The following is a 13,517-nucleotide window of genomic DNA, read 5'->3' as shown; positions in this document are numbered from 1 at the left end:
GCACTCCATTTGGAGTGCTTTTTTTATTTAATCTTAAAAGACTAAATTAGTTAAGCATGTCAGCCACTGCTGCGCGCTCTTCTTCAAGTTCGTTCAATGTAACATTGATACGTTCACGGCTGAATTCGTCGATTTCAAGACCTTGAACGATTTTGTATTCACCGTTTTCAGTCGTTACAGGGAAACCGAACATTACGCCTTCAGGGATACCATAAGAACCGTCAGAAGGAATACCCATCGTTACCCATTTGCCGTTAGTGCCAAGAGCCCAATCGCGCATATGATCGATTGCAGCGTTTGCAGCAGAAGCAGCAGAAGACAGACCACGTGCTTCAATGATCGCAGCACCACGTTTACCAACTGTTGGAAGGAATACGTCTTTGTTCCATGCAGCATCGTTGATTTTGTCTTTCAAGCTTTCGCCGTTTACGTTTGCAAAACGGTAGTCAGCATACATCGTTGGAGAGTGGTTACCCCAAACAGTCATGTTTTCGATGTCAGAAACTGCAACACCCGCTTTTTGCGCAAGTTGAGTCAACGCACGGTTGTGGTCAAGACGTAACATTGCTGTGAAGTTTTTCGCTGGAAGATCTGGCGCAGATTTCATTGCGATGTAAGCATTTGTATTCGCAGGGTTACCCACAACAAGCACTTTAACGTCACGGCTAGCAACTTCGTTCAGTGCTTGACCTTGACCGATAAAGATTTCGCCGTTTACCTTAAGAAGGTCAGCACGTTCCATACCAGGACCACGTGGACGAGAACCTACTAACAATGCATAGTCAGCATCTTTGAATGCAACTTTAGGATCATCAGTACCGATCATGCCTGCCAATAATGGGAAAGCACAGTCGTCAAGTTCCATCATCACGCCTTTAAGCGCTTGTTGAGCTTTCTCAACAGGAATTTCTAATAATTGAAGAATAACTGGTTGGTCTTTACCCAACATTTCACCGCTAGCGATACGGAATAATAGGCTGTAACCAATTTGACCAGCAGCGCCAGTAACGGCAACGCGAACAGGTTGCTTCATGTAATTATCTCCAATTGAGAGGATAGTCAATGCGGATTAAATAGCTGTTCTATCTAATCTTAATAATCATAAACGGCAAAGATTGTACTCCAATCCTTTCGGAGATGCATGTAAAAGCGAATGAATTCCAACAAAAGTCTGATAGGAAATATAAATTAATTTGGCTGAAAAGCTTAGTATGTACCTTTAATTGTAATGTTCTGAGGGCAGGTATTTACTATACTGCTCGGACATTGCTTATATTGGCCATTGCTGCGATAGCACACCTTAACCGCAGTCAGCAGGCTGACACTACGGTTGGTCTGGCAGTTAAACCGGATGCCGCTGGCGGGTAATTGCGGATTAATCTTAAGGAATTTTGTACGCAATGTATTAATCGACATGACCATGTTTTCTTGGTCTGTCAGTTCCTGTGGTACTTTCAGACGATCCGCATAATTAATAATGGTCCGAAAATACTGGCTGGCACTCATGGGAATACACCCTCCAATACTCTGCCATAAGCGTGCCCGTGAAGCCTCGTCCGGCATGACACGAGCAACCACCTTGGCTTGTAAAGGTGGAAGTGCGGATGAAGTCTGCGTGCTGCAATCCTGTTGACTGGTTTCAGGAAATAAGCCGGAGATATTCAAGGAATAACCTTCCAGACATTTTCGCTTTTTGGCCAATTCAGGATACAGACTGCAAAGTGCGGGAACCATCTGCACATCCATGATATAGCCCGTCGGTGCCGCAAGCGCAGGAAAACTTCCTCCTGCGACTATACAAGCAGAAAGCCATACTGATACTCGACGACTATTCATTAACTTCATGAATAATTCACTATCCCTAAATCATTAATTTTTATTGTGTACTACGTAGCGGAATTGCTTGCATACGTTTCCCGATTGATTGTGCTCCCTGGCCCAATAGGATGCCATAATGTGTCGCATTGGTCATGACATGTTTCACATAATCTCGTGTTTCTAATAAAGGAATGGTTTCCGTGTACTGATCTGCTGCTAGATTCTGGACGTCTGGCTGCCAACGGCGTGCACGATTCGGTCCGGCATTATAACCTGCCGTTGCTAAAACAGGACTGTTGCTGAGCTGGCGTTGAATCGTAGACAAATAGAAGGTGCCATAACGAATATTGGTATTCATATCGCTTAATGCTGCCGGATTATAGGTTTCGCCCATCTGACGCGCGACCAGTTTGGCCGTATCTGGCATGATCTGCATCAAGCCACCTGCCCCGACATGTGAACGCGCCACAGTATTAAATCGGCTTTCCTGACGCATCAAACCATAAGCCCATGCCGGATCAACACTGGCATTCTGGCTATGGCTGACCACATAATTTCGATATGGCATTGGGAAACGGTAATCATAGTTGTGCTTATTCACTGTACGATCTGCAGCATAAATAGCACGGTCATGCCAGCCCATATCATGCGCACGTTTCGCTGCGGCAAGCAGTAGATCATCATCATGTTTCAAGTAAGCCTGACGCACGGCCCAGTTCCATTCACGGTTTACATACGCAGCTGAAGCATTGATATTACGCAAGGCAAAAGCACGGCGGAAATGAATATCCTGATTCAGGCGTTGCATGGCCTGAGCAGAAGGCTGTGCGGATTTCGGCGTACCTAAGGTTAACTGTCCTAAGCGGTCACGTGCCAGCAGGTTATGATAATCATCACCAGTGGCCAGTTTTCGATAAATATCTTCAGCTGCTTTTTTTGATGCTCGGTCTGAGCGCTGTTCACTTGCACGAGCCAGCCAGTATTGCCAGCGGTCTTCCTGTTTCTGGGTCACACTCATCGCATCAATCGCCCGAATCAGACTTTCCCAAGCGCTAAAGCGAATCGCCTGACGTGCATAAATTTCTGCTTCTTCCGGACTAAATGGCAGGCCATAACTCAGATCCAGATAATTCAGGACTTCACGATTAAAGTTGTTTTTCATCACCGTGGTGCCACCGATATAGCCGACTACACGGTACAAAGCTTTTTGGATCTGTTCAGGAGTGCCTTCAGCAGTACGTCGCACACTCGAAAATGCTGTATTCAGATCACTATCCGCCAGTCGCCCCATGGCATAAACCAGATAAGCATGATCAGCAGTGGTCGCTTTGGGTGCCGTCCATAAATAGGCTGTCGGATTGGCCTGAATGCTATTAAGCTGCGCCAAAGAAAGGTTGAGGCCGATACTCTGGGCGGTCGCAATCGCCTGTCCAGACTGACCGGCACGCAATTGTGTCCAGAGTCGTTGCTGACGGTCTTCAATGGTTAATAAGGGACTGGACAGCATCATTCGACCTAAACCGGCACAGGATTCCGGTTGAGAATTGGTGGTCAGCCAGACATCTTTATATTCGGCATAGACCAGAGGATCACCACTTTTGGCACGTACCTGAGCAATCGCGCAGCTTTCTGCCTGATCTGGATTGGTCACATATTGCAAGACTGGCTGTGCTGCTGAAAAATCGGCCTGCTTTACTTTTTCTTCAACATAGTCTGCTGCCAGCTTCTCTGCCATGGCAGATTGCGGATAACGCTGGGCAAAATTAATAATCTGACTAGCCGGCTGCATGCCAAGATTTTGATTCAGAATCCAGTATTCCGGGTAGTAACCCAAGGCATCATTTTGCATGGCTGCACGATACTGTTGTAATAATTCAATATTTCCAGCATTTGCCGCAGTGAGTGCGTCATTAAATTGTTCTTCGGCAGCTTGAACGCCCATTGAACTCAGACAGGCCATCCCTACAGTGAATAATCTTGAATATTTATGTGTACTTATAATCTGTTTCAACATTAACTTAACTTCTATCATGTAGTTCGTGCCAGACAATTTTGTTCAACATCGGTGCTAGTTTATAAATTCTAGACCGACTCTACTGTTCTCTTATGTAACCTTATGATTCAGCAATATTAATTTTCAAACATTTTCTGTCCATAAATCAATATTTTCAGGCCACCAATAAAGGCTATAAGTTTAAGCGACTTTCCTGCTAAAATATGCGACTTCCAAAAAATTCATTCTGTGAATTGAATTCTAATTGACCTGATTCGCAGATTAATAAGGTCGTCCGTTCACAATTTAAACGTATTATCCCTAGGAGCCTTCATGACGGTTCAAACCTTCATTCCGAAGAGTGCCCCAGCTGCCTCAGAAAACACTGTTACCCAGCCAGCGCACACCCCAGCCCACGATGCTACAGTCAAAAAACTGTACATTGAAACGCAAGGGTGTCAGATGAATGAGTATGACAGTCATCGTATGGCCGACCTTTTGGGCGACTCACATGGCTATGTGCTAACCACTGACCCTAAAGAAGCAGATATTCTTCTGATGAATACTTGCTCAATTCGTGAAAAAGCACAAGAAAAAGTATTCTCTGAATTGGGTCGCTGGCGCAAACTAAAAGAAAAAAATCCGGATCTGATTATTGGTGTGGGTGGCTGTGTTGCTTCACAAGAAGGTGACAACATTCAGAAACGTGCCAATTATGTTGACATGATTTTTGGTCCACAAACCCTGCACCGTTTGCCGCAAATGCTGGATCAGCATTTTGAGCAAGTAGAAAAGCCAAAGAAAGATAAAATTAAACTGGTCGATATTTCCTTCCCGGATATTGAAAAATTCGACTTCCTGCCTGAACCACGTGTTGAAGGTTATAAAGCCTTTGTATCAATTATGGAAGGCTGTTCAAAATACTGTTCTTTCTGTGTGGTGCCGTATACCCGCGGTGAAGAAGTATCACGTCCGCTGGATGATGTCCTGGCAGAAATTGCAGGTCTGGCAGAAAAAGGCGTACGTGAGATTTCACTATTGGGTCAGAACGTAAATGGCTATCGTGGTGAAACCTTTGATGGCAAGATCTGTACTTTTGCCGATCTGTTACGTTTAGTTGCAGAAATTCCAGGTATTGGCCGCTTACGTTATACCACGTCGCATCCACTCGAATTTAATGATGACCTGATTCAATGCTACCGTGACCTGCCACAAATGGTGTCACATCTGCATTTACCAGTACAAAGTGGTTCCAATGACGTCCTTCAAGCGATGAAGCGTAACCATACGATTGATGTCTATATCGAGAAAATTGCCAAACTCCGTAAAGTCCGTCCGGATATGCACTTATCTTCAGATTTCATTATTGGTTTCCCGGGTGAAACCGACGACAACTTCGAAGAAACATATCAGTTTATTAAAGATATGGACTTTGATCATTCGTACAGCTTTGTGTATTCAAAACGTCCGGGTACGCCTGCTGCGGAACTTGAAGACACTACACCTGAACAGGTGAAAAAAGAACGTCTGGCAAAAGTTCAAAAATGGATCAAGCAATCCAGTATTGAGAAAACGGATGCGATGCTTGGCACCATTCAACGTGTTCTCATAGAAAAAGTTTCTGACAAGGATCCAAATGTCCTGGTAGGCACCGCAGATAACACACGTTATGTGACATTTATCGGTGATCCTGCATGGGTTGGACGTTTTGCCGAGATTGAAATCACTGAAATAAAAACACTCAATTTAGTTTACGGTGAGCTATTGAATCTTGAGCCTGACGTGGCGTAATGTAGGGATATAAGAACCTATCTCTATAAGGAACTCTCTTTGACAGCAGCGATTCGACGTACAGTAGCTTTTCCTGGAATTTCAATGGACCGTTTACAGAGCATGCTCGGTGCTTATAACGGTCATTTGAAGCAAATTGAACAACGTTTAGACGTCAAAGTTTCCCATCGAGGCGATAGCTTTTTTATTGATGGTGAGATCGATGCCGTTGAGAGAGCGGAGTTGCTCCTACAGCGACTTCATGAAGAATCTGAACAGAGCGGTCAGATCAGTGCAGATACCCTGCACCTGATGATCCAAGGCAGCCAAACCGACCGTGAATTGCAGGACGACCTGCATGATCAGGAACATACTGGTCTGGACAATGTCTGGTTGCAGACTCGCAAAGGCCGTATCAATCCACGCGGTGCCAACCAGAAACGTTATGTGCAGCGCATTCTGCAAAGTGACATTTCTTTCGGTATTGGTCCTGCTGGTACAGGTAAAACCTATCTGGCGGTAGCAGCTGCAGTGGACATGCTGGAACGTAATGAGATTCAGCGTATCCTCCTGGTACGTCCTGCAGTAGAAGCCGGTGAAAAACTCGGCTTCCTGCCGGGTGATCTGTCACAAAAAATCGATCCATACTTACGTCCGCTTTACGATGCCCTGTATGAAATGCTGGGTTTCGAAAAAGTAGCCAAATTGATTGAACGTCAGATCATTGAAGTGGCACCACTGGCTTATATGCGTGGTCGTACCTTGAATCACTCCTTTGTGATTCTGGACGAAGCACAGAACACGACACCTGAACAGATGAAAATGTTTTTGACCCGTCTGGGCTTTGGCTCTCGTGCAGTGATTACCGGTGACGTGACCCAGGTCGACTTGCCACGTGGTCAGCAATCTGGCTTGGCTCATTCACTTCGTGTATTGGAAAATGTGAAAGAGATTCATATCACCCGCTTCCATTCCCGTGATGTGGTACGTCATCAGCTGGTTCAGAAAATCGTTGAAGCCTATGAGGGCTGGGATAGTGAACAACAACGTTTATCTGCCGAAGCACGTGCCGAACGCAAAGCACGTCAGGAAGCCTTGGTCGCTGAAAATGATGCGGCAGCTGACGCCCAGCATTAATATTTATTTTTAAGGATTTGTTTTGAAACTTAGTCTTAGTCTACAACAGGATTTTCAGGCACCTGAACTCGTGATTAAGCGTGCCTATATCAAGAAAGTTGTAGAAACTGCTTTACGTCATATCGGTACGCAAAGCGATTGTGAAATTGGTATTGCCTGTGTCGACAATGATGAAAGCCACAAACTGAATCTGGAATATCGCGGAAAGGACAAACCCACCAATGTGTTGTCTTTTCCAAGTGATCTTCCGGATGAAATGGCAGAAGTTTTGGATGCTTTTCCGATTGGAGACTTGGTTATCTGTATTCCAGTGGTATTGCGTGAAGCCGTTGAACAAGGCAAAGCACCTTTGACTCACTTTACCCATATGCTGGTTCATGGCACCTTGCACCTGATGGGCTATGATCATGAAACTTCAGAAGAGGATGCAGAAGAAATGGAAAGCATTGAGATCGAGATTCTGGCAAAACTCGGTTTTGCAAATCCATATCTGGAAAGAGACTAAAATTTTCCGATTATAAAAAGTGAGCTTCGGCTCGCTTTTTTGTCATATATAGCTGTATAAATTTACTTATATTTTTAAAAATTAGAAGAATTATATATGTTAATAAAATCGCAAAAAATAACTTTATGGACTATACAACATCAAGATTTTTATAAAACACTAATTCAAGAAAAAATAGTTTATGCAGCTCTAAGACCTGAAATTGATTCAGAATATTTAACTGGTTATGAGTGGTTAAGAAAACAAATGGATAATAAAATTGGTAAAAGACCTTTTCCTACATGTTATCCAATTTGGGCATGGTATCAATGGAATGGTATTCAACAAGCAAAACCAGACTTACGATATTCATGTCACTTAAACAAAGGTACGCCTGGCGTACGCCTTACTATTCAAAAAGAGATCAGAGAGGTTCTATTATCAGATTTCATCTTGTGGCACTCCCCTTATTGTTATCATTATTATATTGCTGTCGATGAATTACAAGATGAACGCTTTGAACAAAAGTTAAAAGATCTCAATTTAACAGAGAGTAACTTTGAGCAGTTCCCCCATTATTTACAAAGAGAAATTGAACAAAGTTGGCAGCACATTTTCGATCTTGACTACAATTTTCCGGCCTATACTCAGCCTTATGATTTAAAAAGTATTCAAGCTACTTTTTGGTCATTAAGTCTAGATGAAGTAATTAAAGTAGAAAAATTCATTGCAAGATAAATCTAATTCTCACCTCACTTCAAACTCGGCTTCTGCCGGATCAAAACGCCAGGTTCGGATAATTCTTAATTCTGAAATATCTTTCATGTTGGCATCGAAAGCACCAAACGGCGCAGCCTTACGTAATGAGGTTCGAGCAGCTTCATCCAATACAGTATGACCAGAAGATTCCAACAAGCGAATCGCTCGAATACCCCCGTTTTGATTCAAAATCACCATTAAGCGGACGTCGCCCGCCAAACGCTGTATACGGGCAGATTCAGGATAAAAACGATTCCCATAAAATTCGACTTTTTGACGGAATTTTTCCAGATAAGCTGCAGATACATCCTGCTTGGCTTGGATACCATCAACAGTTTTAATTTTCTGCTGACGGCTAAAGTTTTTCTGGCGCTGCGTATATTGAGCTTCCAGACTCGCGACCATAGCAGCTTTGGCTTGAAACTGGCTGTTGAGTTCTTCCTGACGTTTCTTGCGCTGATTTTCTTCTGCCTGTTTCTGCCAGCTTAGGGTTGTCATCAGAACTTTTTCTTCAAAGCTCAACTCCTGTTTTTGTTGCAGCATATCTTGGCTGTTTTGAAGCATTGCTTCTTTTCCAGCTGCCTGATCCGGCATCGGCAATGGAGCATCACTGGACATACGATGCGCTTCACGGAACTGACCGGAACCTTGCTGATCTGTCTGGGCAAGAAAATCGGCATGCTCGATTTTGTCATTACTGATGCGCAGGCTGACTGCAATTTCCTTGGTCGAAGTATCCTGTTCCGATGGCATTCCAAACTGCAGCATTAAAATCATGATATGTAATAATGCAGCAATCCCTACAGCACTGCTAAAAATTGGATCTTTCCACCATGATTTAACCAAGGGCATCAGGGTCATTCTAGTCACATTTTCAGGCTCAGCCAGGAGCCTTTATCCTTAATATCTTGCAAAGAAAATTTTTCAATATACAAATATTGATATATCTTTCACTTTGAGTAGATAGTGAGAGCTATATCAAATCTTCTACGTTGTATAAACAAAACACTAAAAATGGTGCAATTTATTTTGCTAAACTGCAAGCACACGCTCTTGTATTTTTTATACTTTTCGACAAGATACATGCTATCAAAAATATAGTTGCCAGGATGCTTCCATATGCAAACCATCATTTCCAATATTTCCAGACGCATTCGCCAGGTGTATCAGAAGGCGGAAGGGTTTATTGAAGATGAACGCGAGTTTCCCCTCTCCCAGGTATTTTTGAATGCAACTTTTCAGCGTTTTGTAACTGATAACGTCAAAGCCTTAAAAGATCTGCATGCGGATCTGCATGATGACTGGTTACGCTTATATGCAACACTTGATTATAACGGCATGGTTATTACTCTGTCTGTTGACCTGAAACTGGTACAAATGGAACTGAATAAAGACCGCCAGCTGATTGTTTTTGAACAGATTAGCGATACCCAAGTAATTGATGCTAAATACCCAAATATGTTCTATAAAATTGGCGTACGTTGTGCCCTATTTTTCTATCAGCGTATCCTGAATAAAGATCCTCTCGGTATGATTCTGGAAAAGCTGGGTGTAATTAAAGTTGTTGATGACTTATTACATTTAGATCTTAACCGCTGGCTCGGTAAAAGCCGATCAGTGATTGATACCCTGTCCAAAGTACATGTCAATCATGCTGTATTACGTGAGGCTGAACTGGTCGTTATTGGGAATGTGAATCTAGCAGCCTTGTTCAGAAAGCTGTCTCAAGAAAAAGAAGAAAGCTGGGATGATACAGATGAATTCAGTGAAAATCAGGTCACACCGATCAAGCAGAAACAAGATTCGTAAAGTGTTTAAGTTATGAAACAACAATGAAAAAAATGACATGAATGATACACTTCTGCGAATTTTATCAGTTCATTCTCCCTCCACATTTTAGTCTGATAATAAAAGCTTGGCAGAAGTGACTGACTGCCCTTTCATACAGGAAAATTCACTTATGGCACAACACTTAATTAAAACTATTGGTATGACTGCAGGACTGACTACAGCACTGGTATTCACAGGCATGTCCAGTCAAGCGTTTGCCATGAGCCCATTCCAGGCAACTTATCAGTTTAGCTATAATGGCAAGAACATGGGATCGGCAACACGAACCTTAACCAAGTCAGGCAATAACTGGACTTATGTATTTGCAGCCAAGGCTGCCGCGATTGCTTCTGCGACAGAAACCAGTCATTTTACTTTTAATAATGGCAAGATTAATTCTAGCAATTTTAGCCGTAGTAGTAAGGTATTGGTTAATAACAATACCATGAGTATCAAATTCAATCCGTCTTCTAAAACTATTCATACTAAAAAAGATGACAAGGTACGTTCATTTGCCTGGAGAGATGGTGCCCTGGATGAATTAAACGCCGAGTTACAGATTCGTGAAGACCTAAAAGCTTCTGGTTTAAAAAGCAATTATTACATTGCAGATGCTAAAGAACTGGAAGCACGTAAATTTGTTAAACAAGGTACAGAAAATATCAAAACCAATTACGGCACCTTTAGCACCATGAAAGTCGTAATGACACATGACAAGCCAGGACGCGAAACCATCTTCTGGTTAGCCCCAAAACTTGATTATTTACCAGTCAAGGTAGCGCATGTCGATAAGAAAACTTCCTATGGTTTGTTACTCACTGGCTATAAAGGTCCAACGAACTAAGCATTTTTAATGATTTTCGCTTGATTTTTTCCGGGTGCTTTTTAAAATACGCTTTTGCTTGAAAAAGCATCTGGTCTTGAGGATTCTCCCGTGCACGCACTAGAACAGAAAATCTTAGCTGAAGGTATCGTTCTATCTGAAGAAGTTTTGAAAGTTGATTCTTTCTTAAATCATCAAATCGATCCTGTTATGATGCAGCAAATTGGTCAGGAATTTGCGCGTCTATTTAAAGATGCTGGTATCACTAAAATCATCACTATTGAAGCATCAGGGATCGCACCTGCTGTAATGGCTGGCCTTGAGCTGGGTGTTCCAGTGATCTTTGCACGCAAATATCAATCATTAACTCTGAAAGATGATCTGTATCGCTCTAAGGTATTTTCTTTCACCAAGCAAACTGAAAGTACTATTGCAATTTCTAAAAAGCACATCAACGCTGCTGATAAAGTACTGGTGATTGATGACTTTCTTGCAAATGGTCAAGCGGCTCTTGGTCTGGCAGACCTGATTCACCAAGCAGAAGCATCTGTCGTGGGTATTGGTATCGTGATTGAAAAATCATTCCAGCCGGGCCGTGACATTCTGCTTGAAAAAGGTTATCGCGTAGAATCATTAGCGCGTGTGAAATCACTAGCAAATGGTACGGTTGAATTTGTTCAAGACTAAAATTTCTCGAATTAAATTAAAGAAGAGTACTGAGGTGCTCTTTTTTTATATCCGTTTTCTTGAATTGAAATATTTTTAAGACAACTATATTCTTCTATTGCTTCGTTTTTTCCTAAAAAATTTCAATTAAAAAATAATCATTAATAGAAATTGCTTTACTTTCCGACAAGTAGACAATATTTTTTAAAAATTTTTATATAAAATAAGAGGCCTAACTATCTGCCAATAGTTAGACCTGTAAGAAAATCAAGCAAGTTATATTATTGTCCTACTGTGACAGTAATACTTCCAGTATTTACTGCACCAATTGCAGTAGTAGTAATGGTGTTGGCCACACTATTATCTACACCTTCTGCAATTGCACTTACAGAGGCATCAACTGCTCCAGCATTATAAGCAATATTCGCTACACTATAATTGCTTAAAGTTTTATTAACTTCCTCATCAAAAGTCCTATCCAGCGTTGTGCTCAATGTATCTGAAATATCCGCACTCGTTGTACTCTCCGAAATATCTTCTCCAATTGTTTCGTTATTGATTTCACCAGTTACATCAGTATATGCCCAATCTAGGGTTTCATTAAGTGTATTTGAAGTCACTGTACTCAAGCTACCTTGCGCGATTTCAATACTACCTGTATTAGCTGCACCCATTGCTGTAGTTTCAATTGTATTTTCAACTGAATTGACCACATCTTGAGTATCTGTTCCAAGATCTGTTCCTAAATTAGCATAAGCTTCTGTATTAACACTTGCATTAATATCAGCACTATTGACAGCTAGATTCAAGGCAGATCCATTTTCGACCTGCTGGGAAATTGCATCCAGAGATGCCTGTAAACCGGTATCTACCTCTACATTTGTATCTTGAGCATATGCCATACCTGCACCAGACAGGAAGGTGACGGATAAAGCGATTGTTTTGATCGTGTTTTTCATCTTTGTTTTTCCTTTTCTAGTTTTGAAGCACTCCTCGCTAAGTACTTCTTTTACTAATGGGAGCGAGCCCACTTGTGAAACTATTAATCACGCAATGTGCTTGACCAATAGTTTTCAACAACTTCAGGATTGGCATCCCACGGCATGGATGTTTTCTCCTCGTCTTTTTCTTTGCTGTTTCTTTCCTGCTTCTCTTTTTCCTCTAGCATTTTGTCTGAAGAGTCTGGAGAGTGTTTTTTACTGATATATTTAATGAGATCCTGTTTACTTATTTCAGGTTCTGGATCAGGATTTTGGATTACCTCGGATTCTTTGTTTTTTGGTGCTTTGGTATCTTTACTCGGTGTATTGGTAGATTTGTTTTTCTCTTGAGATTGCTGAATATCGCCTGAGGTTAATTCCTGAACCGGGGTACTTGAATCTAGATTATGTTGTTGCTGATTTTTCTTATATTTATGCAAAGCCACCGAACTTCGGGTTAAGTTTAAACGTCCAAATTCTGGTGGAATTTCTGCACGACATTTCTCGAATACTGGTGGTGGAACGACCTGGCTCAGTAATTCAAAAGTGGCCAGATTCAACATCTGACGTAAAGCAAAATTCGTCGCTTCACGCTCACCTTTTCCGATCTGAATATTTAATAAGGTACGACCGGTAAATCTTCCAGCGCTGATACCATAATCCTGTGCAGCAATCTGTTTCTGCAATGAGACATTCGCGACAACTTTACTGCTGCGTGTATCAGTCAGGGATAAATCCAAACCCACCATAATTCGGGTCTGACTATAATTCGGTCCAACCCCCGCAATCTGCATGTCCAACCCGCCACCTGGAATAAAATCCAGGCTATTAATACTGCCCGTCACATAATAATCAGAGGCCTGGATTTGTCTTGGGTCACGAATCCCCCACTTGGCCTCACTTTCAATAATACGAGGATCACGCCGGTTCATTACACTGACCCCAGACTGAAATAAGGCGGATTGCACCATATCTCCTGCGCCTTGGGTCACCATTTTTCCACTACCACCATTGGTTACGACGTCTTTACCTGTCTGGTCTAAAATTGCACAGAGATGGATCCGTAAATTTGAACAACTCCTATAAGTGATATTCTGCTCCTCAAATGATGTTATAAACATCAATATATGGAGTATTTTATGGCACGTAGACCAAGAAGAAATCATTCAAATGATTTTAAAGCTAAGGTAGCACTTGCTGCGATTAAAGCAGAAAAAACACTTGCTGAATTGAGTGCTGAATTTGATGTTCATCAAA

The 13,517-nt window shown here is 42.1% G+C and carries 12 protein-coding genes and 2 pseudogenes; 8 read left to right on the top strand and 6 right to left on the bottom strand.

Annotated features, from left to right (window positions below):
- Positions 1 to 46: 46 nt before the first annotated feature.
- From HADU_RS05715 to HADU_RS05705, 3 genes are all read right to left on the bottom strand, one after another.
- On the bottom strand, positions 47 to 1,033 hold the full coding sequence (locus HADU_RS05715) for a malate dehydrogenase (RefSeq protein WP_004809714.1): 987 nt from the start codon (positions 1,031 to 1,033) through the stop codon (positions 47 to 49).
- Between the two features lie 173 nt (positions 1,034 to 1,206).
- Entirely contained in the window at positions 1,207 to 1,845 is a 639-nt protein-coding gene (locus HADU_RS05710) for a ribonuclease I (protein ID WP_034592366.1), read from the bottom strand.
- 31 nt (positions 1,846 to 1,876) lie between these two features.
- Complete coding sequence (locus HADU_RS05705; RefSeq protein ID WP_227499336.1) at positions 1,877 to 3,778, bottom strand: lytic transglycosylase domain-containing protein; 1,902 nt, start codon at positions 3,776 to 3,778, stop codon at positions 1,877 to 1,879.
- A gap of 366 nt (positions 3,779 to 4,144) precedes the next feature.
- On the opposite strand from HADU_RS05705, the gene miaB reads away from it, so the two are divergent.
- The 4 genes from miaB (at position 4,145) to HADU_RS05685 (ending at position 7,940) form a co-directional block, all read left to right on the top strand.
- The gene (gene miaB, locus HADU_RS05700; RefSeq protein ID WP_004809718.1) at positions 4,145 to 5,602 is read left to right on the top strand and encodes a tRNA (N6-isopentenyl adenosine(37)-C2)-methylthiotransferase MiaB; all 1,458 of its coding nucleotides are present in this window, start codon (positions 4,145 to 4,147) and stop codon (positions 5,600 to 5,602) included.
- A gap of 39 nt (positions 5,603 to 5,641) precedes the next feature.
- Positions 5,642 to 6,718: a PhoH family protein gene (locus tag HADU_RS05695; RefSeq protein WP_005223307.1), complete on the top strand. Its 1,077-nt coding sequence runs from the start codon at positions 5,642 to 5,644 to the stop codon at positions 6,716 to 6,718.
- Positions 6,719 to 6,740: 22 nt separating this feature from the next.
- Complete coding sequence (gene ybeY / locus HADU_RS05690) at positions 6,741 to 7,223, top strand: rRNA maturation RNase YbeY (protein WP_005223309.1); 483 nt, start codon at positions 6,741 to 6,743, stop codon at positions 7,221 to 7,223.
- 96 nt (positions 7,224 to 7,319) lie between these two features.
- Positions 7,320 to 7,940, top strand: coding sequence for a DUF3841 domain-containing protein (locus HADU_RS05685; protein WP_005223311.1), 621 nt, complete (start codon positions 7,320 to 7,322; stop codon positions 7,938 to 7,940).
- A gap of 9 nt (positions 7,941 to 7,949) precedes the next feature.
- Here the strand turns inward: HADU_RS05685 and HADU_RS05680 are convergent, their stop codons facing one another.
- Complete coding sequence (locus HADU_RS05680) at positions 7,950 to 8,813, bottom strand: energy transducer TonB (protein ID WP_193759969.1); 864 nt, start codon at positions 8,811 to 8,813, stop codon at positions 7,950 to 7,952.
- Between the two features lie 267 nt (positions 8,814 to 9,080).
- Here HADU_RS05680 and HADU_RS05675 point away from each other — a divergent pair, with 267 nt between their 5' ends.
- From HADU_RS05675 to HADU_RS05665, 3 genes are all read left to right on the top strand, one after another.
- Complete coding sequence (locus tag HADU_RS05675) at positions 9,081 to 9,770, top strand: hypothetical protein (protein WP_005223315.1); 690 nt, start codon at positions 9,081 to 9,083, stop codon at positions 9,768 to 9,770.
- Between the two features lie 151 nt (positions 9,771 to 9,921).
- Positions 9,922 to 10,635 (top strand): DUF3108 domain-containing protein, encoded by a 714-nt coding sequence (locus HADU_RS05670; RefSeq protein WP_008304307.1) that lies wholly within the window; start codon positions 9,922 to 9,924, stop codon positions 10,633 to 10,635.
- 90 nt (positions 10,636 to 10,725) lie between these two features.
- The gene (locus tag HADU_RS05665) at positions 10,726 to 11,301 is read left to right on the top strand and encodes a xanthine phosphoribosyltransferase (protein WP_004809732.1); all 576 of its coding nucleotides are present in this window, start codon (positions 10,726 to 10,728) and stop codon (positions 11,299 to 11,301) included.
- Positions 11,302 to 11,561: 260 nt separating this feature from the next.
- Here the strand turns inward: HADU_RS05665 and HADU_RS05660 are convergent, their stop codons facing one another.
- Both HADU_RS05660 and HADU_RS05655 read right to left on the bottom strand, forming a co-directional pair.
- Positions 11,562 to 12,239, bottom strand: a complete 678-nt coding sequence (locus HADU_RS05660; RefSeq protein ID WP_004809734.1) for a hypothetical protein — start codon at positions 12,237 to 12,239, stop codon at positions 11,562 to 11,564.
- Positions 12,240 to 12,322: 83 nt separating this feature from the next.
- Positions 12,323 to 13,309: pseudogene (locus tag HADU_RS05655) on the bottom strand (CsgG/HfaB family protein); the annotation flags it as partial.
- 90 nt (positions 13,310 to 13,399) lie between these two features.
- Between HADU_RS05655 and HADU_RS05650 the strand changes: the two are divergent.
- Positions 13,400 to 13,517, top strand: a pseudogene (locus tag HADU_RS05650) (IS3 family transposase); the annotation flags it as partial.

Source organism: Acinetobacter sp. HA (assembly GCF_000264725.1).
Lineage (GTDB): Bacteria > Pseudomonadota > Gammaproteobacteria > Pseudomonadales > Moraxellaceae > Acinetobacter > Acinetobacter schindleri.
The sequence above is the reverse complement of the archived record's forward strand: the minus strand, read 5'-3'. Positions and strand labels throughout refer to the sequence as shown.